Origin of the sequence: Pseudomonas sp. 18173 (assembly GCF_050432945.1) — a bacterium.
GTDB lineage: Bacteria > Pseudomonadota > Gammaproteobacteria > Pseudomonadales > Pseudomonadaceae > Aquipseudomonas.
Genome location: NZ_JBKFTN010000029.1, coordinates 24,987 through 48,043, shown reverse-complemented (window position 1 = coordinate 48,043; position 23,057 = coordinate 24,987). Strand labels below are relative to the sequence as shown.

Sequence of the window (23,057 nt, the reverse complement as noted above, 5' to 3'; positions counted from 1 at the left end):
ATGACCATTCGGCGCCTTTCGGTTTCGCCCGGCCTGCAAGCCAGACTTTTCTTCTATTCTCTGCTCAGGGATATCGAGAGTAATCACAGGATCGAAACAGCCTTCCCGCGGGGGCTGAATACCGGATCTACCGAGGGTCGCCGCCATGTCGCGCAACCTCTGCCTCACCCGTCAATGCCTGGGTCTTGTGACCCGTATCGAGTGTTCCATCCGTCCTTTGGCGGGAGATACGGGCATGTGGACCCTGCTGTTCGCCGCCGGAATGGCTGGCGAACAACCTTCGGCCATCAAGGCCCAAGGCCCGTTTCATGGGCCGGTCGTCGCTGAATCAATCCTCGACACCATCGTTGAAAGCCTGACCTTGCACGGCTACGAGTTGGCCGACGATCCGCAAATCTGGTGCCTGCATCTGCAAGCCCAACTGCGTGAAATCAACGGGGGGCGCTGCCGAAACGTGGGCGGCTTCGAGTTTCACCCCGAGCACTGAGTCGCACTATTGATCGAGGCGCGTCATGTCGGCCTTGTCGAGTTTGACCTCGAAACCATATTGCACGGTGGCGAGGTCGGTGCGCTGATAGGTTTCCAGGCGTGTAGGCTGCCCGTAGAAGTAATGCACGGCGAACTGCGCAGGACCCTGTGCGCTCGGGCCATGGCTGACCGATAGAATCTCCTTCAAGTAGTTACCGCTGTCGTCCTTGGCGAAAAAGCGCCAGTCCGGGGCGGGAAATGCCTTCAGGTCCACCACCAGTGCATTGTCCTTGAGCTCGAGCCCTTTGGGCAGTTGACGGGCATCCACGGTGTTTTTGTCGACCGTGGCCAGGAACAGCGGCATCGAGCCCACGGCATACGCCGGCGTTTGCGGAAACAGATTCAGATCGTAAGTGATGGTGCCGCGCAGGGGATCGATCTGGTACGCCTCGGGCGGCAGTTCGATCGGCTCGTCACGCTTGCCGCGAGTGTCCTCGGTGAAGAAACTCACCGGGCTTTCCCCGGGGTCGAACGATGTACCGAGCAGCTCATCGTTGAAGCTGCGCAGATGAGTGAATTCGATTCGCGCAGCACTGGGGTCGTCGACCGACTGACTGATGCTGACGTTCTTTTTCAGTTGATCCTCAGTCAGCGTTGCCCCTTTCAGCCAACTCGCCGCCTGGTCGTCGTAGACCACCACGGACAGGTTCAAGGGCTGGATGGACTTGTCCGTGGTATCGGCGTCGAAGCGCCGGACCGGCAGGTCGAGGTCCTTTCGGGTGACGGTGACGGCGGAGAAATCCAGCATGCTGACTTCGAGGGTTTCGATTGTCCCGTTGAAGTACACCTTCGAATAATGTCGAGCCTGCTGTTTCTCAAAGTTGCGCTGCTCTTCGTCGAGTTGTTTTTCCAGTGCCTCGCTCCAGCTCTTCTGTTGCTGCATCTTGGCCAGTTGCTGCTGATAGAAGGCAATTTGCACCGCGGTTTCGTTGATTGAGCCGGCACGCGAGATGAATTGCCCGGTGCTGTCCTTGGCCTGGACGATCAGCGGGTTCAGCGGGGTTTCACGGACTTCCGAGGCCGGCGGTGCGCTGTTGTTGTATTCGATTTCCGCGTAGTTGTTCGCCAATGTGAGCAGGGTGACGCTCAGGGTGTCATTGGTGCGAGTCTGGCCTATGTCCTTTTTCGTCAGGTCGAAGCTGTAGAGGCGGCGTGGCGCGATGACTTCGACTTTGCCTTGCAGGCTCACCGGTCGCGGTTGCTGCTTTCTGTCGATGTCGAGGCCTTCGATGAAGGGGTAGGCCACGGTCAGGTCATCGGGGTTGGTCAGGTTGGAGCTCGATGGGCTGAGTTGAATGCCGGGGTCGGTTTCCGACCATTCCGGCTGGAATGGAATCACTCGTTTATTGCTCAGGGTGACTGACTGCCATTCCAGGCCATGGGGAAACAAAAACGCGGCAGGCACGCTGAACGTGAACGGGAACACCGGTTGCAGATCGGTCAGGTAGTCGGAACCTGAGTCCTTTTGCAGCACGAACAACCCGTTGATATAGGTGTCGACCAAAGCCTGCGGGGTCGGGTAGTGCTTGAGCATGGCGAGGGCGTCTTCGCCGTATTCGGTTTCCACCGGTTTACTGTCGAGCTTGAGTCGTGCGCGCTCGAGCAGCAGCAGTGAGCCGCCCAGTTCCGACACGGCATCCTTGAGTTTCGGATCCTGGATGGCGTCCAGCGACTTTTCGAACTGCGCGGTTTTTTCTTCGAGGCTGACCTGGCGTTTTTCATCGCTGGGTGAGCAGCCGCTCAGCAGCAGCGCCAGGCAAATACCGGCACTCGTCAAAGGCAATCGCACATCCATTTCCAGTCTTCCTGTCCGACATCACTGAGCAGTCAATGATTTGGACACTAGCAGAAAAATTTTGATACACAGGCGCAGGTGGCGGATTTTTCGACGGTTTCTGGCTATGGACGGGCGGCTGGTATACTCGCGCCCATTTCCAAACCAACGTGTGAGATTCAATGGAACGCTTTATCGAAAATACAATGTACGCCTCGCGCTGGCTGCTGGCGCCGATCTATTTCGGCTTGTCCCTCGGGTTGCTGGCGCTGGCGCTGAAATTCTTCCAGGAAGTCTTCCACGTTATCCCGAATGTGTTTTCGATGGCAGAGTCGGACTTGATCCTGGTGCTGTTGTCGCTGATCGACATGGCGCTGGTGGGCGGCTTGCTGGTGATGGTGATGATTTCCGGCTACGAGAACTTCGTCTCGCAACTGGACATCGACGATAGCAAGGAGAAGCTCAACTGGCTGGGCACCATGGATTCGTCGTCGCTGAAAATGAAGGTGGCTGCGTCGATCGTGGCAATCTCCTCCATTCACTTGCTACGCATCTTCATGGACGCCAAGAACGTCGATCCTGAGCATCTGCAGTGGTACGTGATCATCCACATGACCTTCGTGGTCTCGGCATTCGCCATGGGTTACCTGGATAAAGTCACCAAGCACTGATCCGGAACAGCTCCCTTGTGGCGAGCAAGCTCGCTCGCCACAACCTCCTGCAATAACAGACAAACGGTCTGGCCAGTGGCTTGTGCTTTGAAGCGCCGAAGCTTATCCCTGTAAAGAGGCTCGCTACTGCGTGAGGTGCGCTCATGAACCTGCAAGAGTTGAATGCGTATGCCGTCGCCGGGAAGGTCGATGAGCTGAACCTGATCTCCATGGAGGGCGGCATCTACCTGCTTGAAGCGCGCATGCACGGAGCGGCGTATCCCCTGATCGATACGCCAGGGCATACGATGCAGTTGCGCTCGGTGGAGCATGCCCGTGATGTGCTGCGCTCCTTTCCCAAGTTGCACTTCAACCTCGTGCACACGGTCGTGCATGACGAGATGTGCGGGCTGGTTGCCGAGGTGGAGGAAAACCTGAAGGTGCCGATCGCCTGACGTCCCTCATCAATGGCATGACATCTGTGCTAGTCTGCTGGCCCTTTTGGTTCCGGGCGCTCCGGGACGCGCTGTGCACGCATGGCAAGTTCCCGAGCCGTCCGCACAGCGGAGCAGTGTCATGTCCGAAGTAAATCTGTCCACCGACGAAACCCGCGTCAGCTACGGTATTGGCCGTCAGCTGGGCGACCAACTGCGCGACAACCCGCCACCGGGCGTAAGCCTGGACGCGATCCTGGCAGGCCTGACCGACGCATTCGCCGGCAAGCCAAGCCGTGTGGGTCAGGAAGAAATGTCCGCCAGCTTCAAAGTCATCCGCGAAATCATGCAAGCCGAAGCTGCAGCCAAGGCTGAAGCGGCGGCTGGCGAAGGCCTGGCCTTCCTGGCTGAAAACGCCAAGCGTGAAGGCATCACCACTCTGGCGTCCGGCCTGCAGTTCGAAGTGCTGACCGCTGGCGAAGGCGCCAAGCCATCCCGTGAAGACACCGTGCGTACTCACTACCACGGCACCCTGATCGACGGCACTGTGTTCGACAGCTCCTACGAGCGCGGCCAGCCTGCAGAATTCCCGGTTGGCGGCGTGATCGCCGGCTGGACCGAAGCCCTGCAACTGATGAACGCCGGCAGCAAATGGCGCCTGTACGTGCCGAGCGAGCTGGCTTACGGCGCTCAAGGCGTTGGCGGCATCCCGCCGCACAGCGTACTGGTGTTCGACGTCGAACTGCTCGACGTTCTGTAATACCCGCTGATTACCTGCAGGAGCGAGCTTGCTCGCGATGGGCGTTAACGATAACGCGGCCATCCTGAATGAACGCGGTGTGTTTGAGTTCATCGCGAGCAGGCTCGCTCCTACAGTGTTTTGTGGTGTATTTCATATTTCGATCTTGTGGTGCAGTTCACTGTGTGGGCGCAACGCCCGGGCATAGCAGAACAGGAACAGATTGCGCACCACTTCCTTGAGCACCACCGGCTCGCTGGAACTCAAGCCATTGAGGTCCAGGTCACCCTGATCCTGCAGCTCGTTCAAGGCTTCCTCTTCCAGTACGGCACAGACTTCCCCGGTTTCCCGATGCAGGATCCTGAGGTAAGGGTGTGGTCGGTCCAGCCAGGCATCGATCAAATAAGTCATGGTTCTCATCTCCATCGAGGGATTTATGAGAATAATTCCTATTCGCAAAATAGCAAGGGCCTATTGGCGGTTTGCGCTTCTTTCCGGGTAAAGATTGCGTCAGGTCAAGACGACTGGCGATTGGCTATTGCGAGGGATTATTGGGTGACGCGGGGAGGGCGAAGCGCCATCCCACGGCAGGCGCGGGATGGGATGCAGCACAATCAGACTTTTCTGACGAACTCGGACTTGAGTTTCATCGGGCCAATGCCGTCAATCTTGCAATCGATGTCGTGATCGCCATCGCACAGGCGGATGTTCTTGACCTTGGTGCCGACCTTGACCACCAAGGACGTGCCCTTGACCTTGAGGTCCTTGATCACGGTGATGGTATCGCCGTCCTGCAGGACATTGCCGACCGAATCCTTTTTCACTGCGTCATCGGACGCCGCTTCGGCTTCACCGTTGGCGGACCATTCGTGGGCGCACTCGGGGCAGATCAGCTGGGCGCCGTCTTCATAGGTGTATTCGGAATTGCATTTTGGGCAGGGTGGCAACGTGCTCACTAAGGCTCCTTGGATTCAGGATCGCTAAAAAGCGCACATTATATAGGGTTTTAGGCGGGGAGGGGGCGGTGCCGGAAACCTGTAGGAGCGAGCCTGCTCGCGAAAAACTCAAGGACGCCGCGTTTATCCTGGATACCCGCGTTTTCGTTAACGTCCTTCGCGAGCAGGCTCGCTCCTACAGTACGGAGGCGGATCAGTGCGTGCGGGCTACCGCGAACTCACTCAGTTCAACCAGTGCATCGCGGTATTCGCTGGCAGGCAGCGCTTCGAGGCACTTGATCGCGCGGGCCACATAATCTCGGGCCAATTGCGCGGTGTACTCCAGCGAGCCCGAGGCTTCCACGGCTTCGCGGATGCTTTCCAGGTCTTCGATTCCGCCTTTCTGGATCGCCTTGCGTACCAGGGCGGCCTGCTCCGGCGTACCTTCACGCATGGTGTAGATCAGCGGCAGGGTCGGCTTGCCTTCGGCCAGATCGTCACCGACGTTCTTGCCCAGGGTTTCGGCGTCGCCTTTGTAATCCAGCAGGTCGTCGACCAGCTGGAAGGCCACTCCCAGGTGATCGCCGAACGTACGCAGCGCTTCGGCCTGCTCCGACGTGGCTTCGCACAGGGCCGCGGCACTGTGGGTCGAGGCTTCGAAGAGCATCGCGGTCTTGCCGCGGATGACCTCCATGTAGGTTTCTTCGGTGGTGCTGGCGTCGCGGACCTTCGATAGCTGCAACACTTCGCCTTCGGCGATGATGCGCGTGGCTTGCGAAAGGATCTTCATCACTGGCATGGAGCCCAGCTCGACCATCATTTCGAAGGAGCGTGAATACAGGAAATCACCGACCAGCACGCTTGGCGCGTTGCCCCACATGGCGTTGGCGGTCGAGCGGCCTCGGCGCATGCCGGACATGTCGACCACGTCGTCATGCAGCAGGGTAGCGGTGTGCAGGAACTCGATGGTGGCGGCCAGCAGGCGCAGGTCGTCGCCTTCACGGCCCAGGGCCTTGCCACACAGCAACACCAATAAAGGACGCAGGCGTTTGCCGCCGGCCGAGGTGATGTAATCGCCGATTTTCGATACCAGCGGCACTCGGGAAGTCAGCTGCTTCTTGATGATGCCGTCGACGGCGCTAAAATCGTCCGCCACCGCGCGGTAGAAAGCTTGGGGTTGCATCAGCGACAGTTGCTCCAGAAGGGTTGCGCGGCATGCTAGGACCCACGCCTGCAGGTGTCAAGGCGCGATAGACGGCCCCTTGCAAGGCTGGCGTGGCTTGCGTACAATCGCGCACCCTGAACTTCCTGGGCAGCACCTGCCTTACGCAATTGCAAGCGGGCCTCCAGCCCCATGCAGCCATGCCAGCCAATACCTCTTCTTATAAAGAGCTGGGTGAGCAGGATTATCGGAGAAATACCATGTCTTATGCAGTAATCGTTACTGGCGGCAAGCAGTACAAAGTCGCCCCAGGTGAATACCTGAAGATCGAAAAACTGGAAGTCGCTACCGGCGAATCCGTTACCTTTGATCGCGTTCTGTTGGTTGCCAACGGTGACGACGTGAATATCGGCGCTCCAGTTGTTGCTGGCGCTACCGTTGTGGCTGAAGTGATCTCCCAAGGTCGTCACGATAAAGTCCGCATCATCAAGTTCCGTCGCCGTAAGCACCACATGAAGCGTATGGGCCACCGCCAGTGGTACACCGAGATCAAAATCACCGGTATTCAGGCTTAATTTCAGCCTAATTCCTCACTAGGAGAATTGAACTCATGGCACACAAAAAAGCTGGTGGTAGTACCCGTAACGGTCGCGACTCAGAAGCCAAACGCCTTGGCGTGAAGATGTATGGCGGCCAGGCTATCAAAGCAGGCAACATCATCGTGCGTCAGCGCGGCACCCAATTCCACGCTGGCTACGGCGTTGGCATGGGTAAAGATCACACCCTCTTCGCTAAAGTCGAAGGCGTGATCAAGTTCGAAGTAAAAGGCGCCTTCGGTCGTCGTTACGTGAGCGTAGTCGCAGCTTAATTGCGCGATCGCTGGAAAAGCCCTGTCTCGCGACGGGGCTTTTTCGTTTGTGGGGTGAGTCTCTTGCAAAGCTGTTTGTATGGGCTGTCGGCGTACGATGTAGGTGTCGTGGTTTGGGGTCGCTGCGCTCATTTTTGCAAGAGTCTTATGTCTTGATTGTTTTTCGGCTCGTCCGTATGGCGAGAGGCGTTTGTTATGAAGTTTGTTGATGAAGTATCGATTCGAGTAAAGGCTGGTGACGGCGGCAACGGCGCCATGAGTTTCCGTCGGGAAAAATTTATCGAAAACGGCGGTCCAAACGGCGGTGATGGTGGTGATGGCGGTTCCATCTACATGATGGCCGACGAAAACCTCAACACCCTGGTGGACTACCGTTACACCCGGCACTTCGATGCCGAGCGTGGCTCCAACGGCGGCAGCACCGACTGCACCGGCAAGAAGGGTGAAGACCTGATCCTGCGCGTTCCGGTCGGCACCACGGTGATCGACTCCGCGACTCAGGAAGTCATCGGCGACCTGACCAAGGCCGGTCAGAAATTGATGGTGGTGCAGGGCGGTTGGCACGGTCTGGGCAACACCCGTTTCAAATCCAGTACCAACCGTGCGCCGCGCCAGACCACTCCGGGCAAGCCGGGTGAGCAGCGCGACCTGAAGCTGGAAATGAAAGTACTGGCTGACGTCGGTCTGCTGGGTTTGCCGAACGCCGGTAAAAGTACCTTTATCCGTTCGGTTTCGGCTGCCAAGCCGAAAGTTGCCGACTATCCGTTCACCACGCTGGTGCCGAACCTGGGTGTGGTCAGCGTCGATCGCTGGAAGAGCTTCGTCATTGCCGATATTCCGGGCTTGATCGAGGGTGCTTCCGAAGGCGCTGGTCTGGGCATTCGCTTCCTCAAGCACCTGGCGCGTACGCGTCTGCTGCTGCACCTCGTGGACATGGCGCCGCTGGATGACGCCAGCGCACCGGATGCCGCTGAAGTGATCGTCAACGAACTGATCAAGTTCAGCCCGTCCCTGGCGGAGCGTGATCGCTGGCTGGTCCTGAACAAGTGCGACCAGATCCTTGATGAAGAGCACGATGCTCGCGTCAAGGAAATCGTTGATCGCCTGGAATGGACTGGTCCGGTCTACGTGATCTCGGCTATCTCCAAGCTCGGTACCGAGCGTCTGTGTCACGACATCATGCGTTACATGGAAGATCGTGCTGATCGCCTGGCCAATGACCCGGCCTACAAGGAAGAGCTGGCCGATCTCGATCAGCGCATCGAAGACGAAGCTCGCGCGCAACTGCAGGCGCTGGATGACAAGCGTGCCCTGCGTCGCAGCGGCGTGAAGTCGGTCCATGACATCGGCGACGATGATTGGGACGAAGAAGACGTGGATGACGAAGACGGTCCGGAAATCATTTACGTGCGTGACTGATTCGTTGCGATAAACTTAAGCGCCGCTCAATCGAGCGGCGTTTTGGTATCTGGAAATCGATCGTTGGTCACGAATAACCACGAATAATGTCACGGGCAGTGCCAGGTCGCGCTGCCCTCAAGCTAAGGTTGAAGATGATGCGGAGCAAGGTGACAGGTGCGCAGCGTTGGGTCGTGAAGATCGGCAGCGCTTTGCTGACGGCGGACGGCAAGGGCCTGGATCGCGCGGCAATGGGTGTCTGGGTTGAGCAGATGGTGGCCTTGCATGAGGCGGGTGTCGAGCTGGTGCTGGTGTCCTCCGGGGCGGTGGCGGCCGGTATGAGCCGTCTGGGCTGGACCTCGCGACCCAGTGCGATGCACGAGCTGCAGGCCGCTGCTGCAATCGGTCAGATGGGGTTGGTGCAGGCCTGGGAGTCGAGCTTTGCCGAGCATGGCCGGCATACCGCGCAGATTCTCCTGACCCATGACGACCTGTCCGACCGCAAGCGCTACCTGAATGCCCGCAGTACCTTGCGTGCGCTGGTCGAGCTCAAGGTCATTCCGGTGATCAACGAGAACGATACCGTGGTCACCGACGAAATCCGTTTCGGCGACAACGACACCCTGGCGGCGCTGGTGGCGAACCTGGTCGAGGCGGATTTGCTGGTGATTCTCACGGACCGCGACGGCATGTTCGACGCTGATCCGCGCAACAACCCGGATGCCAGGCTGATTTACGAGGCGCGAGCCGATGATCCGGCGCTCGACGCGGTGGCAGGCGGTACGGGCGGGGCGCTGGGGCGCGGCGGCATGCAGACCAAGCTGCGCGCTGCACGACTGGCGGCCCGTTCCGGTGCTCACACCATCATCGTTGGTGGGCGGCTTGAGCGCGTGCTGGATCGACTCAAGGCGGGCGAGCGCATTGGCACCTTGCTTTCGCCGGAGCGCGGCATGCTGGCGGCACGCAAGCAGTGGCTGGCCGGTCATCTGCAAACCCGTGGCACCCTGGTGCTGGATGCAGGTGCCGTGACCGCGTTGTCCCAGGGCAACAAAAGCTTGCTGCCGGTTGGGGTCAAGTTGGTGCAGGGCAGCTTCCGTCGCGGTGAAATGGTGGTCTGCGTGGCGCCGGATGGTCGTGAGATTGCCCGTGGCCTGGCCAACTACAGTGCGCTGGAAGCGCAAAAAATCATCGGTCAGTCGTCCGACGCGATTGTCGGTCTGTTGGGTTATATGGCGGAACCGGAACTGGTTCACCGCGATAACCTGATTCTGGTTTGAAGGAATACCTGAATGCGCGTGGCAAAAGGATTATTGGGGTTGCTGCTGGCAATGCCGCTATTGGCGTCGGCCGAAGAGATCGGTCAGGTGTCGACGGTGTTCAAGTTTGTCGGGCCAAATGACCGGATTGTGGTCGAGGCATTCGATGATCCCAAGGTGGAGGGTGTGACCTGCTACCTGTCGCGCGCCAAGACCGGTGGGGTGAAGGGTGGTCTTGGTTTGGCCGAGGATCGTGCCGAAGCGTCCATTGCTTGCCGGCAGGTCGGGCCAATCAGCTTCAAGGGTGAGCTCAAGGATGGCGACGAGGTGTTCAAGGAGCGCACGTCCCTGGTGTTCAAGACCATGCAAGTGGTGCGTTTCCTCGACAAGAAGCGCAATACGCTGGTGTACCTGGTGTATAGCGATCGCTTGATCGAGGGTAGCCCGCAGAATGCGGTGACGGCGATTCCGATCTTGCCGTGGGCGAGCGCTCAGTAAGCTAGCGAAATATAAGTGTGGGAGCGAGCCTGCTCGCGAAGGAGGGGGTGTCAGTTGGCATTGATGTCATCTGATACGCCGCCTTCGCGAGCAGGCTCGCTCCCACAGTTTTGTGTGTGGTAAATCGCAGGCAATAAAAAACCGACCCTGAGGTCGGTTTTTTAATGAGCGTATCGCTTAGGCAGCAGCGGCAACGTTCAGGGCCTTGACGTGGCCATTCAGGCGGCTCTTATGGCGAGCGGCCTTGTTCTTGTGGATGATGCCTTTATCGGCCATACGGTCGATAACTGGCACAGCCAGAACGTAAGCGGCTTGAGCTTTGGCAGCGTCTTTTGCGTCAATGGCTTTAACTACATTCTTGATGTAGGTACGAACCATGGAACGCAGGCTGGCGTTGTGGCTGCGACGCTTCTCAGCCTGTTTTGCACGTTTTTTGGCGGAAGGTGAGTTGGCCACCGTCGAGCTCCTCGAAAGACTTTTTAGGAAATAGCAAACAAAATAGGCCGCGAATCATGCCGATGAGTTGATGTGTTGTCAAGGGCGGTTGATGCGTTCCGCTGAGTGGTCGATCTAAAGAGGCGGGATATTTATTTCCGGCGCTTGACCTGTAAACTCGCGAGCTTTGGCTCTGTGCTGTTGCGGCGCGGAGTATCGCATAAGTGGGCGCGTAGTTCGCCTGCTGTTTATCGACAGGCACAAACTCTTTCCATGAATCTGCTCAAATCGTTGGCCGCCGTCAGCTCTATCACGATGCTTTCCCGGATTCTGGGATTTGTTCGAGACACTCTCATTGCGCGCACATTCGGCGCGGGAATGGCGACTGACGCCTTTTTTATCGCCTTCAAATTGCCCAACCTGCTGCGGCGGATCTTTGCCGAGGGGGCGTTTTCCCAGGCATTCGTGCCGATTCTTGCCGAATACAAAAGCCAGAAGGGTGAAGAGGCGACCCGCACATTCATTGCCTATGTCTCGGGCCTGCTGACGCTGGTGCTGGCGCTGGTCACGGTGTTGGGCATGCTAGCCGCACCCTGGGTCATCTGGGTGACGGCACCGGGATTCACCAATACCCCGGAAAAATTCGAGCTCACTTCCAGTCTGTTACGGGTGACCTTTCCTTACATCCTGCTGATTTCCCTGTCGTCGCTGGCGGGTGCGATCCTCAACACCTGGAACCGTTTTTCGGTGCCTGCCTTCGTGCCGACCCTGTTGAACGTCAGCATGATCATCTTTTCGGTGTTTCTGACGCCGTATTTCGATCCGCCCGTCATGGCGCTGGGCTGGGCGGTACTGGCTGGCGGCCTGGCGCAGTTGCTCTATCAGCTGCCGCACCTGAAAAAGATCGGCATGCTGGTGCTGCCGCGCCTGAACCTGCGCGACACGGGGGTCTGGCGGGTGATGAAGCAAATGCTGCCGGCAATCCTCGGTGTCTCGGTGAGCCAGATTTCGCTGATCATCAATACTATCTTCGCTTCGTTCCTGGTTGCCGGCTCCGTGTCGTGGATGTATTACGCCGACCGTTTGATGGAGCTGCCGTCCGGCGTGCTGGGTGTCGCGCTGGGGACGATCCTGTTGCCGACCCTGGCCAAGACCTACGCCAACAAGGATCGTCACGAATACTCGCGCATCCTCGACTGGGGCCTGCGCCTGTGCTTCGTGCTGGTATTGCCTTGCGCCCTGGCGCTGGGGATTCTGGCCGAGCCGCTGACGGTTTCGCTGTTCCAGTACGGTCAGTTCGATGCCCATGATGCGGCGATGACCCAGCGCGCGTTGATCGCCTATTCCGTCGGTTTGCTCGGGATTATCGTGATCAAAGTGCTGGCGCCGGGCTTTTATGCGCAACAGAACATCCGCACGCCGGTAAAAATCGCGATTTTCACGCTGGTCGTCACTCAGTTGTTCAACCTGATGCTGATCGGTCCGCTGGCTCATGCGGGACTGGCGCTCGCCATCAGCGCTGGCGCCTGCCTCAATGCAGGGTTGCTCTTCTATCAGCTGCGTAAACAGCAGATGTACCAGCCGCAACCGGGATGGGCAAAGTTCGGCTTCAAGCTGGTGATTGCGGTCGCGGTGATGTCTGGCGTATTGCTGGCAGGGATGCATTTCATGCCGGCCTGGGGTGAGGGGCAGATGCTTGAACGTTTCCTGCGTCTGGGGGCCTTGGTCGTTGCCGGTGTGGTGGCTTATTTCGGCATGTTAGTGTTGATGGGCTTCCGTTTGCGCGACTTCAATCGCAAGGCGCTGGGCTGAGGTTCTGGCCTCGATAAACACGGGCGAGCCGGCGATTTTGTCGGCTCGATCACTTTGGGTTACGGTGTTGCCTGTCGTCGGCCGCCGGGTGTGGTTATAATCGACCACTTTATGAGCAAGAAGCGCGTTATGCAGCTGGTTCGAGGCCTCCAAAATCTGCGCCCCCAGCATCGGGGCTGTGTCGCCACTATTGGCAACTTTGACGGTGTACACCGTGGCCACCAGGCTATCCTGGCGCGGCTGCGTGAGCGTGCGCTCGAGTTGGGCGTGCCCAGTTGCGTGGTGATTTTCGAGCCGCAACCGCGAGAGTTCTTTGCTCCGGAAACTGCGCCGGCCCGTCTGGCCCGTCTGCGGGACAAGTTGCAATTGCTGGCCGCCGAAGGCGTCGACCGTGTCCTGTGCCTGGCTTTCAACCAGCGCCTGAGCAAGCTCAGCGCCAGCGAGTTCGTCGATACCATTCTGGTCGATGGCCTTGGCGTCCAGCACCTGGAGGTCGGTGACGACTTCCGCTTCGGCTGTGACCGCGCGGGGGATTTCGATTTCCTGCAACAGGCCGGCATCCGTCAGGGGTTTACCGTCGAAGCGGCGCAAACCGTCGAGCTCGATGGCATCCGGGTCAGCAGCACGCAGGTCCGCAATGCCCTGGCCGCCGCAGATTTCGCCCTGGCCGAACGCCTGCTCGGGCGACCGTACCGGATCGCCGGTCGCGTATTGCATGGTCAGAAGCTCGCCCGGCAGTTGGGTACACCCACCGCCAACATACAACTCAAGCGTCGTCGCGTGCCGTTCACCGGGGTTTACCAGGTGGATATCGAGATCGACGGCAAGACCTGGCCCGGCGTCGCCAATATCGGCGTGCGGCCCACGGTCCAAGGTGATGGCAAAGCCCACCTGGAAGTGCATCTTTTAGATTTTGCCGGCGATCTGTATGACCGGCGTTTGACGGTGGTTTTCCACCACAAGCTGCGTGAAGAGCAGCGTTTCGCCTCTCTGGAGGCGCTGAAAACGGCGATCAACGCGGATGTCGCCGCCGCCCGTGCACTAGCCGCACCTAGCGCCCATCGCTAATGAAGAGCCTTAAATGACCGACTATAAAGCCACGCTAAACCTTCCGGACACCGCCTTCCCAATGAAGGCCGGCCTGCCACAGCGCGAACCGCAGATTCTGCAGCGCTGGGACAGTATTGGCCTGTACGGAAAGTTGCGCGAGATTGGCAAGGATCGTCCGAAGTTCGTATTGCACGACGGTCCTCCGTACGCCAACGGCACGATTCACATCGGTCACGCACTGAACAAGATTCTCAAGGACATGATCATCCGCTCGAAGACCCTGTCGGGCTTCGACGCGCCTTATGTTCCGGGTTGGGACTGCCACGGCCTGCCGATCGAGCACAAGGTCGAAGTGACCCACGGCAAGAACCTGGGCGCGGACAAGACCCGCGAACTGTGCCGGGCCTATGCCACCGAGCAGATCGAAGGGCAGAAGTCCGAGTTCATCCGCCTGGGTGTGCTGGGCGACTTCGCCAACCCGTACAAGACCATGGACTTCAAGAACGAGGCCGGTGAAATCCGCGCCTTGGCCGAGATCGTCAAGGGCGGTTTCGTGTTCAAGGGCTTGAAGCCCGTGAACTGGTGCTTCGACTGCGGTTCGGCCCTGGCCGAAGCGGAAGTCGAGTACGAGAACAAGAAGTCCTCGACCATCGATGTAGCGTTCCCGATTGCCGATGAAGCCAAACTGGCTGCCGCTTTCGGCCTGCCATCGCTGGCCAAGCCCGCTTCGATCGTGATCTGGACCACCACCCCGTGGACCATTCCGGCCAACCAGGCGCTGAACGTTCACCCGGAATTCAACTACGCCCTGGTCGACGTCGGCGACAAATTGCTGGTGCTGGCTGAAGAGCTGGTCGAGTCGTGCCTGGCGCGTTATTCGCTGCAAGGCTCGGTGATCGCTACCGCCAACGGCTCGGCGCTGGAACTGATCAACTTCCGTCACCCGTTCTACGACCGTCTGTCGCCGGTCTACCTGGCCGACTACGTTGAACTGGGCGCCGGCACCGGCGTGGTTCACTCTGCTCCGGCCTACGGCGTGGACGACTTCGTGACCTGCAAGAAATACGGCATGGTCAACGATGACATCCTCAACCCGGTACAAAGCAATGGCGTTTACGTACCGTCGCTGGAGTTCTTCGGCGGCCAGTTCATCTGGAAGGCCAACCCGGCCATCGTCGACAAGCTGACCGAAGTCGGTGCGCTGCTGCACACCACCGTCATCGAACACAGCTACATGCACTGCTGGCGCCACAAGACCCCGCTGATCTATCGCGCCACCGCGCAGTGGTTCATCGGCATGGACAAGCAGCCGACCACCGGCGACACCCTGCGCCAGCGTTCGCTCAAGGCCATCGAAGACACCAAGTTCGTTCCGGCCTGGGGCCAGGCGCGCCTGCACTCGATGATCGCCAACCGTCCGGACTGGTGCATCTCCCGTCAGCGCAACTGGGGCGTGCCGATCCCGTTCTTCCTGAACAAGGAAAGCGGCGAGCTGCACCCTCGCACCGTCGAGCTGATGGAAGAAGTCGCCAAGCGCGTCGAAGTCGAAGGCATCGAGGCCTGGTTCAAGCTGGATGCCGCCGAACTGCTGGGCGCTGAAGCGCCGCAGTACGACAAGATCAGCGACACCCTGGACGTCTGGTTCGACTCGGGCACCACCCACTGGCACGTCCTGCGTGGTTCGCACCCGATGGGCCACGAGACCGGCCCGCGCGCCGACCTGTACCTGGAAGGCTCGGACCAGCACCGTGGCTGGTTCCACTCGTCGCTGCTGACCGGTTGCGCCATCGACAACCACGCACCGTATCGCGAACTGCTGACTCACGGCTTCACCGTCGACGAGTCCGGCCGCAAGATGTCCAAGTCCCTGGGCAACGTGATCGCGCCGCAGAAAGTCAACGACACCCTGGGCGCCGACATCATGCGTCTGTGGGTAGCCTCGACCGATTATTCGGGTGAAATGGCGGTTTCCGAGCAGATCCTGCAACGCAGTGCGGACGCCTACCGGCGTATCCGTAACACCGCGCGTTTCCTGCTTTCCAACCTGACCGGCTTCAACCCGGCCACCGACCTGCTGCCGGCCGAAGAAATGCTGGCACTGGACCGTTGGGCCGTGGACCGTACCCTGCTGCTGCAACGCGAGCTGCAAGAGCACTACGGCGAATACCGCTTCTGGAACGTGTACTCGAAGATCCACAACTTCTGCGTGCAGGAGCTGGGCGGTTTCTATCTCGACATTATCAAGGATCGCCAGTACACCACCGGCGCCGACAGCAAGGCCCGTCGTTCGTGCCAGACTGCGCTGTTCCACATCTCCGAGGCGCTGGTGCGCTGGATCGCACCGATCCTGGCGTTCACCGCCGACGAACTGTGGCAGTACCTGCCGGGCGAGCGTAACGAGTCCGTCATGCTCAACACCTGGTACGAAGGCCTGAGCGAACTGCCGGAAGGCTTCGAGCTGGATCGTGCGTACTGGGACCGGATCATGGCGGTCAAGGTTGCGGTCAACAAGGAAATGGAAATCCAGCGTGCAGCCAAGGCTGTCGGTGGCAACCTGCAGGCCGAAGTGACGCTGTTCGCCGAAGACGCGCTGACCGCCGACCTGGCCAAACTGAGCAACGAACTGCGCTTCGTGCTGATCACTTCGACCGCCAGCGTTGCGCCACTGGCGCAGGCACCGGCCGATGCCGTGGTCACCGAAGTCAGCGGCCTGAAGCTCAAGATCGTCAAATCGAGCCACGCCAAGTGCGCCCGTTGCTGGCACTGCCGTGAAGACGTCGGCGTGAACCCGGAACATCCGGAAATCTGCGGCCGTTGCGTGGATAACATCAGCGGCGCCGGCGAGGTCCGTCACTATGCCTAATGCCGTTGGCCGTTTCGGACGGCTGAGCTGGCTCTGGTTGAGTTTGCTGGTCCTGGTCATCGACCAGGCCAGCAAGTTCTACTTCGAAGGCAAGCTCCAGATGTACCAGCAGATCGTGATCATCCCCGATTACTTCAGCTGGACCCTGGCCTACAACACGGGGGCGGCGTTCAGCTTCCTGGCTGACAGCTCCGGCTGGCAGCGCTGGCTGTTTGCGTTGATCGCTGTCGTGGTCAGCGCAGTGCTGGTGGTGTGGCTCAAGCGTCTGGGGCGTAACGAGACCTGGCTGGCGGTTGCGCTGGCACTGGTGCTCGGCGGCGCGCTGGGCAATCTGTATGACCGCATTGCCCTGGGCCATGTGATCGATTTCATTCTGGTGCACTGGCAGAACCGCTGGTATTTCCCGGCGTTCAACTTTGCCGACAGTGCAATCACTGTAGGCGCTGTCATGCTGGCACTGGATATGTTCAAAAGTAAAAAGACCGGAGAAACCGTTCATGACTGAACAGGTATTGGCTGAGCAACGCATCGGCCAGAACACGGAAGTCACCTTGCATTTCGCATTGCGCCTGGAGAACGGCGACACGGTGGACAGCACCTTCGATAAAGCCCCGGCGACCTTCAAGGTCGGTGACGGCAACCTGTTGCCAGGTTTCGAGGTGGCGCTGTTCGGCTTCAAGGCTGGTGACAAGCGTACACTGAGCGTCGAGCCGGAAAACGCTTTCGGCCAGCCTAACCCGCAAAACGTGCAGATCATCCCGCGCTCACAGTTCCAGGACATGGAGCTGTCGCCTGGCTTGCTGGTGATCTTCAACGATGCGGCCAATACCGAGTTGCCGGGCGTGGTCAAAGAGTTCGACGATGCGCAAGTGACCGTCGACTTCAACCACCCGCTGGCGGGCAAGACGCTGACCTTTGATGTGGAAATCATTTCCGTCAAAGCGTTGTAACTGACCGAATAAGGTCCTCTGTGGGAGCGAGCAGGCTCGCTCCCACAGTTTGTTTTTTTCAATGTTTTCGCGCGCAAGACACGAGGCACAGCATGCAAATCAAACTCGCCAATCCCCGTGGCTTCTGCGCTGGTGTGGACCGGGCGATCGAAATCGTCAACCGCGCCCTGGAAGTCTTCGGGCCGCCGATCTATGTGCGCCATGAAGTGGTCCACAACAAATTTGTCGTCGAAGACCTGCGCTCCCGTGGTGCGATCTTCGTCGAAGAGCTGGATCAGGTACCGGACGACGTCATCGTGATCTTCAGTGCCCACGGCGTTTCCCAGGCCGTGCGCAGCGAAGCGGCTGGTCGTGGACTGAAAGTGTTCGATGCCACCTGCCCGCTGGTGACCAAAGTCCACATCGAAGTGGCGCGCTACAGCCGTGACGGTCGTGAGTGCATTCTCATCGGCCACGCCGGTCACCCGGAAGTCGAAGGCACCATGGGCCAGTACGATGGCAGCAATGGTGGCGCGATCTACTTGGTCGAAGACGAGAAAGATGTCGCGGCGTTGCAGGTGAACAACCCTGAAAAGCTCGCCTTCGTGACCCAGACCACCTTGTCGATGGACGATACCAGTCGTGTGATCGATGCCCTGCGTTCGCGCTTCCCGGCTATCGGTGGGCCGCGCAAGGACGATATTTGCTACGCCACGCAAAACCGTCAGGACGCGGTCAAGCAACTGGCCGACGAGTGCGACGTGGTGCTGGTGGTTGGCAGCCCGAACAGCTCCAACTCCAATCGCTTGCGCGAATTGGCAGAACGCATGTCCACTCCGGCCTACCTGATCGATGGAGCCGAAGACCTGCAAAAAAGCTGGTTCGATGGTGTCGAGCGTATCGGCATCACCGCTGGCGCCTCTGCCCCGGAAGTCCTGGTGCGCGGTGTGATCCAGCAATTGCAGGCTTGGGGTGCCACGGGTGCCGATGAGCTGGCCGGGCGCGAGGAGAACATCACGTTCTCGATGCCTAAAGAACTGCGCGTTCGCTCGTTGCTCTGAGTTTCTGCCTTTCTTCGCATAACGCCTGCTCAGCCTTTTCACTGCGCAGGCTGACGCGACCGGTCCGGGCCAATACCACTTGATGTTGGCTCACCGGTTCGCGAATTGCGCAAACGTGCAATGTCCCTCCAATCATTGACTCGCCCTGGCCTCTGAACCGGATAGAACTTTCGACCGGACCGTTCCCCACAATCGACACGCGTGCGCCGTTCAGGCGTTCGGCCAACAGTGGATTGTCGCTGTCCATATCGCCTTTGCCGCTGATGTCCAGAATGATCCGCCAGCCCTGGCTCCAGTCGCCATTGATGCCATGAATCACCACGGCCTGGTTGCGCACGATGGCTTCGGTCCGGGCGGTGCGAATACCACTGAACAGCGCCTGTGCCGCTTGTCCTCTCTGGTTCGACTCGATCAGCGTTGCGAACGCCGGACTGACCAGGTGCAGAACAATTCCTGTAATTGCCAGTCCCATGAGCAGTTCGATCAGGCTGAAGCCTTGTTGGCGCATGACATCTCCCTCCGTGGCGCGCTGTGCAAGAGCAGGTATAGCCGAAGGAAACAGAAGGCCCCCGATGGATCATCGTACAAAAGGTTTCACGCTGGTCGAGTTGTTGGTCGCGATCGCGATCCTTCTGATTCTGCTGACACTGGCTGTCCCGGCGTTTACCCGTTCGATGCAAACAACGAGGGCTGATACTGAAATCGCTGATCTACGTCGAGCCCTGAACTTTGCCCGCCTCGAAGCCATCGATCGGGGCAATACCACACGGGTGCGCCCGACGGCCGGTGGGGATATCTGGAGTGGGGAGCTGGCGGTTTACGACGGTACTGGCGTTTTGGCCAATGTATTGCGGGTTGTTCCGGCGATGAGCAGCGGCGCAACTCTGACGCTAACCTCGGGCGTGTCTGCCATCGATTTCAACAGTATGGGCGGATTGTCATCACCGTCGTCAGAGGTGGTGATCAGTTATGGGCGGGGAGCACAAAACAGGACGCTTACCCTGTGTTTGAACGGACGAATACTATTGGGTGGCAGTTGCGGATGAGGGCAGGGAAGCAAGGCGCACAGCAGGGCATGACGCTGGTCGAAGTCCTGGTGGCATTAGTCATTCTGGGTGTGGGGTTGCTGGGAGCCGCGGCGGTTCAGCTCAATGCGCTGAAGTACACCGACAGTGCGCGCATGACCAGTCAGGCCAGTTTTATCGCCTACGACATGATGGACCGCATTCGCGCCAATGCCGCTGCGGACTACACCATCGCGCCGCCAGCTACGGGCAATCCGGGTGTTGCCCGGGATCAGGACCTGTTCGACTTCAAATCCAACATTGTCAGCTCGCTCGGCGCCACTGCGACGGGCAGTGTCACCGTCAATCAGCAGGTGTACACCATCACCATTACCTGGGATGACTCACGGGCTGCGAATGCTGCCGACTCGCGGCGCAGTTTTGTCCTGAGCAGCCGCACCGCCATTGATCCGGTGGTGATCCCGTGAATCGCCGCAACAGAGGCTTTGGCCTGGTCGAGTTGCTGATTGCCCTGGCATTGAGCCTGATCGTGGTGCTGGGCGTGGTGCAGGTTTTCATTGCGGCCAAGAACACTTATCTCAGCCAGAATGCGGCCGCGAACATGCAGGAAGACGCACGTTTCGTGTTGAGCAAATTGATCCGGGAAATCCGCATGGTCGGGATGTTCGGGTGCCTGGAAACGATCACTGATGCAAGCAAGAACCGTGATTTCAATGCCAGTCGGCTAACGCCGATCCGTTGGGACAATGGCAGTCGCAGTTTGACGCTGGTTACGGCTGATGTCGGCGGCAATGGCAGCAAGCCGGACTGGACCGTGCTTTCCGATTGTCGAACCCAATCGACGGCCTACAGCGACGCTCAGGTGCCAGTGGCAGGGCAACTGGCCTTTGCGGTACGGCAACTGACCTACAGCTTCAGCAACAACCAGCTGCATCTGAGGGGCGGGGCCGCAGCAGCGCAGGTATTGGTGGACAGCGTAAGCGCTTTTGAGGTGAGTTTCGGCCTGGCCAGCACAGCCACTGACCTGGCGGCTTCGCGCTACAGCAGTAACCCGCCGGACCCCGCGTTGATTCGTAGCGTTCGCCTGAGCCTGACGCTCACTGATCCGAACCACCGGGTGAGCGATCAAACCTTCAACGCAGTGGCCGCTCTGCGCAACCGCTTGCCATGAGGGCGTGCCAATGAAGCGTTCTCCCGTTACATATTGCACCCAGCGCGGCATGGCACTGTTGGTCAGCCTGGTGTTCCTGCTCTTGCTGACGCTGATAGGTCTTTCATCGATGCAAAGCGCCACCCTGCAGGAAAAAATGGCCGGGAGCGTCGGCTTGGGCAACCAGTCGTTTCAGGGTGCCGAAGCCGCATTGCGGGTGGGCGAGAGCGCAGTACGACGGGACAGCTATGTGCTGCCCGTTTGTAGCGGCATCGTCCAATGTGCGCCGCCGTCCGAGTCTTCGACCATTACCGCTGCCGGTTTCAATGCCACTTCCGGAGTGACCTGGGTTGCATCGGGCAATGGTTTCTATGGCGTGCAAAACATCGGTGTCAGCCAAAATGCGGTGAACGTGCCAATCAAAACCCCGGCGACCTTGTATCGGGTAACGGCAGTGGGCATCGCGGGTCATTCGCGCAGCGTGGTGGAGAGCATCTATGCGAAGTTCTGAGCGATATCTCAGGCCGTGGCCACAACTGTTCGGATTCGTGGCCGCGCTGAACCTGTCGGTTTCGGCGCAGGCTGCCACACCGCCGGATTCGCCGGCGCTGAACCGGCCAGCCTGCCTGGCGAATGGCAACTGGTACGGTTTCTACCACAGCAATCAGGGCTTGAAAGCCGTCTGCCTGAGGTTGCCCGATGCGATCAGCGTTAAGATGCTCGACAGCAACGACGATGGCGTGGTCGACAACCTCGACACGCTGTCCGATGGCGTGATCTTTGTTGGGGAGCATTCAACCCAGGACGTCAGCGACAATGGCGGGGCCGTGAACGATTCCACTGGCGACGATACGCCGGGGATGGAAAAATCCGGCGGCAGCCGTCGCATCATGTGGCGACAAATACAGTAAGTGAGAGTTGAGGCATGCGTAGTACCAACCGCGGTTTTACCCTGATCGAAATCATGATCGTGATTGCGATCATCGGGATTGTCATGACCATTGCTGCCCCGAGTTTCACCGAGTACCTGAACAAGGGCCGTCGCGCAGAAGTGGCCGGTCTGCTCTCGGAGCAGGCGCAGATCCTGGAGCGCTTCTACTCGCAGAAAAATGTCTACACCGATGCGACGGGCCTCAGTGCCGGCAATGATTACTACAGCATCACACCGACCCTGACCGACCAGAGCTTTCTGCTGACAGCGGTGCGCAAGGCTGGCACGAGCATGGCCACTGACAAGTGCGGCGACCTGACCATCAGCAACACCGGTGTCCTCGGCATGGTCAACGCAAAATCCGGCCTGACCAGCAAAGACTGCTGGGGGCGCTGAGTTTCCTTTTCGGGTGCCTTTTGCACCCTCTGTCTATTTAACGATTGGATCAGAACATGACCAGGCAACAGCAAGTGGTGATTGTCGGCGGTGGGGTGATTGGGTTGCTGACGGCCTTCAATCTCGCCTCCGAAGTGCAAAGCGTTGTGCTGCTGGATCGCTCGAGCGTCGGCCAGGAGTCGTCCTGGGCTGGCGGTGGCATCGTTTCGCCGCTTTATCCGTGGCGCTACAGCCCGGCGGTCACTGCGTTGGCTCATTGGTCCCAGGATTTTTATCCGCAACTGGGCGAGCGCTTGTTTGCCGCCACTGGCGTTGATCCTGAAGTGCACACCACCGGTCTGTACTGGCTGGATCTGGATGACGAGGCTGAAGCGCTGGCCTGGGCTGCCCGGGAACATCGTCCGTTGAGTGCGGTGGATATTTCGGCTGCGCACGACGCCGTGCCGGTGCTGGGCAGTGGTTTTTCCCGGGCGATCTACATGGCCGACGTCGCCAATGTGCGTAATCCGCGCCTGGTGAAGTCGCTCAAGGCCGCGCTGCTGGCGCTGCCGAACGTGACGATCCATGAGCAGTGCGAAGTCAGCGGGTTTGTTCGTGACGGCAACAAAGTGGTCGGCGTGCAGACATCCACAGGTACTGTCCTTGGCGATCAAGTCGTCCTGACGGCGGGGGCCTGGAGCGGTGACTTGCTCAAGCATCTTGACCTGACACTGCCGGTCGAACCGGTGAAAGGGCAGATGATTCTCTACAAATGCGCGGCGGATTTCCTGCCAAGCATGGTCCTGGCCAAGGGCCGTTATGCGATTCCCCGGCGTGACGGGCACATACTGATCGGCAGTACGCTGGAGCATGAAGGCTTTGACAAGACACCGACCGGGTCGGCGCTGGAGAGCCTGAAGGCGTCCGCGGTGGAATTGATCCCGGCGCTGGCCGATGCCGAAGTGGTGGGGCATTGGGCCGGATTGCGCCCCGGATCTCCCGAGGGCATTCCTTATATCGGCCCGGTGCCGGGGTTTGACGGGCTCTGGCTCAACTGCGGGCATTACCGTAACGGGCTGGTGCTGGCGCCGGCGTCCTGCCAGTTGTTTGCCGATGTGATGCTGGGGCGTGCGCCAATTATCGATCCGGCGCCTTATGCGCCAGCCGGGCGGCTCTGACTGGCG

At 59.4% G+C, this 23,057-nt stretch carries 28 protein-coding genes; 22 read left to right on the top strand and 6 right to left on the bottom strand.

The window, feature by feature from the left end; translation table 11 throughout:
• Nucleotides 1–145: 145 nt before the first annotated feature.
• Nucleotides 146–487 (top strand): hypothetical protein, encoded by a 342-nt coding sequence (locus ACLD1X_RS25720; protein ID WP_429372554.1) that lies wholly within the window; start codon nt 146–148, stop codon nt 485–487.
• Between the two features lie 6 nt (nt 488–493).
• On the opposite strand, the gene ACLD1X_RS25715 is transcribed toward ACLD1X_RS25720, so the two are convergent.
• Nucleotides 494–2,323: a hypothetical protein gene (locus tag ACLD1X_RS25715; RefSeq protein ID WP_429372552.1), complete on the bottom strand. Its 1,830-nt coding sequence runs from the start codon at nt 2,321–2,323 to the stop codon at nt 494–496.
• Nucleotides 2,324–2,484: 161 nt separating this feature from the next.
• On the opposite strand from ACLD1X_RS25715, the gene ACLD1X_RS25710 reads away from it, so the two are divergent.
• From ACLD1X_RS25710 to ACLD1X_RS25700, 3 genes are all read left to right on the top strand, one after another.
• The gene (locus ACLD1X_RS25710; RefSeq protein ID WP_007990463.1) at nt 2,485–2,973 is read left to right on the top strand and encodes a TIGR00645 family protein; all 489 of its coding nucleotides are present in this window, start codon (nt 2,485–2,487) and stop codon (nt 2,971–2,973) included.
• A gap of 143 nt (nt 2,974–3,116) precedes the next feature.
• Entirely contained in the window at nt 3,117–3,407 is a 291-nt protein-coding gene (locus ACLD1X_RS25705; protein WP_429372550.1) for a DUF6482 family protein, read from the top strand.
• A 121-nt stretch (nt 3,408–3,528) separates the two neighbouring features.
• Nucleotides 3,529–4,146, top strand: coding sequence for an FKBP-type peptidyl-prolyl cis-trans isomerase (locus ACLD1X_RS25700; RefSeq protein WP_007970907.1), 618 nt, complete (start codon nt 3,529–3,531; stop codon nt 4,144–4,146).
• 132 nt (nt 4,147–4,278) lie between these two features.
• Here the strand turns inward: ACLD1X_RS25700 and ACLD1X_RS25695 are convergent, their stop codons facing one another.
• The 3 genes from ACLD1X_RS25695 to ACLD1X_RS25685 all read right to left on the bottom strand — a co-directional run bounded on the left by ACLD1X_RS25695 (nt 4,279) and on the right by ACLD1X_RS25685 (nt 6,243).
• Nucleotides 4,279–4,536 (bottom strand): hypothetical protein, encoded by a 258-nt coding sequence (locus tag ACLD1X_RS25695; RefSeq protein WP_429372547.1) that lies wholly within the window; start codon nt 4,534–4,536, stop codon nt 4,279–4,281.
• Nucleotides 4,537–4,739: 203 nt separating this feature from the next.
• Entirely contained in the window at nt 4,740–5,081 is a 342-nt protein-coding gene (locus ACLD1X_RS25690) for a zinc ribbon domain-containing protein YjdM (RefSeq protein WP_008022504.1), read from the bottom strand.
• A gap of 193 nt (nt 5,082–5,274) precedes the next feature.
• Nucleotides 5,275–6,243 carry a polyprenyl synthetase family protein gene (locus tag ACLD1X_RS25685; RefSeq protein WP_429372545.1) on the bottom strand — a complete coding sequence of 323 codons (969 nt, stop codon included), beginning with the start codon at nt 6,241–6,243 and terminating at the stop codon, nt 5,275–5,277.
• Nucleotides 6,244–6,482: 239 nt separating this feature from the next.
• Between ACLD1X_RS25685 and rplU the strand changes: the two genes are divergently transcribed.
• The 5 genes from rplU to ACLD1X_RS25660 all read left to right on the top strand — a co-directional run bounded on the left by rplU (nt 6,483) and on the right by ACLD1X_RS25660 (nt 10,242).
• Entirely contained in the window at nt 6,483–6,797 is a 315-nt protein-coding gene (rplU, locus tag ACLD1X_RS25680) for a 50S ribosomal protein L21 (RefSeq protein WP_007950961.1), read from the top strand.
• 35 nt (nt 6,798–6,832) lie between these two features.
• Nucleotides 6,833–7,090, top strand: a complete 258-nt coding sequence (gene rpmA, locus ACLD1X_RS25675; RefSeq protein ID WP_003281574.1) for a 50S ribosomal protein L27 — start codon at nt 6,833–6,835, stop codon at nt 7,088–7,090.
• 195 nt (nt 7,091–7,285) lie between these two features.
• Nucleotides 7,286–8,509, top strand: a complete 1,224-nt coding sequence (gene cgtA / locus ACLD1X_RS25670; protein WP_008052064.1) for an Obg family GTPase CgtA — start codon at nt 7,286–7,288, stop codon at nt 8,507–8,509.
• A 137-nt stretch (nt 8,510–8,646) separates the two neighbouring features.
• Nucleotides 8,647–9,765 (top strand): glutamate 5-kinase, encoded by a 1,119-nt coding sequence (proB, locus tag ACLD1X_RS25665; protein ID WP_429372578.1) that lies wholly within the window; start codon nt 8,647–8,649, stop codon nt 9,763–9,765.
• Between the two features lie 12 nt (nt 9,766–9,777).
• Nucleotides 9,778–10,242, top strand: a complete 465-nt coding sequence (locus ACLD1X_RS25660; RefSeq protein WP_274074534.1) for a CreA family protein — start codon at nt 9,778–9,780, stop codon at nt 10,240–10,242.
• A 177-nt stretch (nt 10,243–10,419) separates the two neighbouring features.
• On the opposite strand, the gene rpsT is transcribed toward ACLD1X_RS25660, so the two are convergent.
• Nucleotides 10,420–10,698, bottom strand: a complete 279-nt coding sequence (gene rpsT, locus ACLD1X_RS25655; RefSeq protein WP_007970922.1) for a 30S ribosomal protein S20 — start codon at nt 10,696–10,698, stop codon at nt 10,420–10,422.
• A 252-nt stretch (nt 10,699–10,950) separates the two neighbouring features.
• Between rpsT and murJ the strand changes: the two genes are divergently transcribed.
• The 6 genes from murJ (at nt 10,951) to ispH (ending at nt 18,392) form a co-directional block, all read left to right on the top strand.
• Nucleotides 10,951–12,489 carry a murein biosynthesis integral membrane protein MurJ gene (gene murJ / locus ACLD1X_RS25650; RefSeq protein WP_429372539.1) on the top strand — a complete coding sequence of 513 codons (1,539 nt, stop codon included), beginning with the start codon at nt 10,951–10,953 and terminating at the stop codon, nt 12,487–12,489.
• A 129-nt stretch (nt 12,490–12,618) separates the two neighbouring features.
• Complete coding sequence (gene ribF, locus ACLD1X_RS25645; protein WP_429372537.1) at nt 12,619–13,557, top strand: bifunctional riboflavin kinase/FAD synthetase; 939 nt, start codon at nt 12,619–12,621, stop codon at nt 13,555–13,557.
• A gap of 13 nt (nt 13,558–13,570) precedes the next feature.
• Nucleotides 13,571–16,402, top strand: coding sequence for an isoleucine--tRNA ligase (gene ileS / locus ACLD1X_RS25640; RefSeq protein ID WP_429372535.1), 2,832 nt, complete (start codon nt 13,571–13,573; stop codon nt 16,400–16,402).
• Nucleotides 16,395–16,907 carry a signal peptidase II gene (lspA, locus tag ACLD1X_RS25635; RefSeq protein WP_007970932.1) on the top strand — a complete coding sequence of 171 codons (513 nt, stop codon included), beginning with the start codon at nt 16,395–16,397 and terminating at the stop codon, nt 16,905–16,907. The genes ileS and lspA overlap by 8 nt, the downstream gene beginning before the upstream one ends.
• Before the next feature lie 7 nt (nt 16,908–16,914).
• Entirely contained in the window at nt 16,915–17,352 is a 438-nt protein-coding gene (fkpB, locus tag ACLD1X_RS25630; protein WP_429372576.1) for an FKBP-type peptidyl-prolyl cis-trans isomerase, read from the top strand.
• Nucleotides 17,353–17,444: 92 nt separating this feature from the next.
• Nucleotides 17,445–18,392: a 4-hydroxy-3-methylbut-2-enyl diphosphate reductase gene (gene ispH, locus ACLD1X_RS25625; protein ID WP_102701727.1), complete on the top strand. Its 948-nt coding sequence runs from the start codon at nt 17,445–17,447 to the stop codon at nt 18,390–18,392.
• On the opposite strand, the gene ACLD1X_RS25620 is transcribed toward ispH, so the two are convergent.
• A complete protein-coding gene (locus ACLD1X_RS25620) occupies nt 18,361–18,900 on the bottom strand; it encodes a GspH/FimT family pseudopilin (protein ID WP_429372532.1) in 540 nt (179 codons plus the stop codon). The genes ispH and ACLD1X_RS25620 overlap by 32 nt on opposite strands.
• A 64-nt stretch (nt 18,901–18,964) precedes the next feature.
• Between ACLD1X_RS25620 and ACLD1X_RS25615 the strand changes: the two genes are divergently transcribed.
• The 7 genes from ACLD1X_RS25615 to thiO are packed head-to-tail and all read left to right on the top strand — an operon-like array spanning nt 18,965 to nt 23,051.
• Nucleotides 18,965–19,438, top strand: coding sequence for a GspH/FimT family pseudopilin (locus tag ACLD1X_RS25615; protein WP_429372530.1), 474 nt, complete (start codon nt 18,965–18,967; stop codon nt 19,436–19,438).
• A complete protein-coding gene (gene pilV, locus ACLD1X_RS25610; RefSeq protein WP_429372528.1) occupies nt 19,435–19,884 on the top strand; it encodes a type IV pilus modification protein PilV in 450 nt (149 codons plus the stop codon). Before ACLD1X_RS25615 ends, pilV begins: the two co-directional genes overlap by 4 nt.
• Nucleotides 19,881–20,588 carry a PilW family protein gene (locus ACLD1X_RS25605; RefSeq protein ID WP_429372526.1) on the top strand — a complete coding sequence of 236 codons (708 nt, stop codon included), beginning with the start codon at nt 19,881–19,883 and terminating at the stop codon, nt 20,586–20,588. Before pilV ends, ACLD1X_RS25605 begins: the two co-directional genes overlap by 4 nt.
• Nucleotides 20,589–20,598: 10 nt before the next feature.
• A complete protein-coding gene (locus tag ACLD1X_RS25600) occupies nt 20,599–21,078 on the top strand; it encodes a pilus assembly PilX family protein (RefSeq protein WP_429372524.1) in 480 nt (159 codons plus the stop codon).
• Nucleotides 21,065–21,478: a hypothetical protein gene (locus tag ACLD1X_RS25595; RefSeq protein ID WP_429372522.1), complete on the top strand. Its 414-nt coding sequence runs from the start codon at nt 21,065–21,067 to the stop codon at nt 21,476–21,478. Before ACLD1X_RS25600 ends, ACLD1X_RS25595 begins: the two co-directional genes overlap by 14 nt.
• Before the next feature lie 14 nt (nt 21,479–21,492).
• Complete coding sequence (locus tag ACLD1X_RS25590) at nt 21,493–21,894, top strand: type IV pilin protein (protein WP_429372520.1); 402 nt, start codon at nt 21,493–21,495, stop codon at nt 21,892–21,894.
• A gap of 56 nt (nt 21,895–21,950) precedes the next feature.
• Nucleotides 21,951–23,051, top strand: coding sequence for a glycine oxidase ThiO (gene thiO / locus ACLD1X_RS25585; protein WP_429372518.1), 1,101 nt, complete (start codon nt 21,951–21,953; stop codon nt 23,049–23,051).
• Nucleotides 23,052–23,057: the final 6 nt, after the last annotated feature.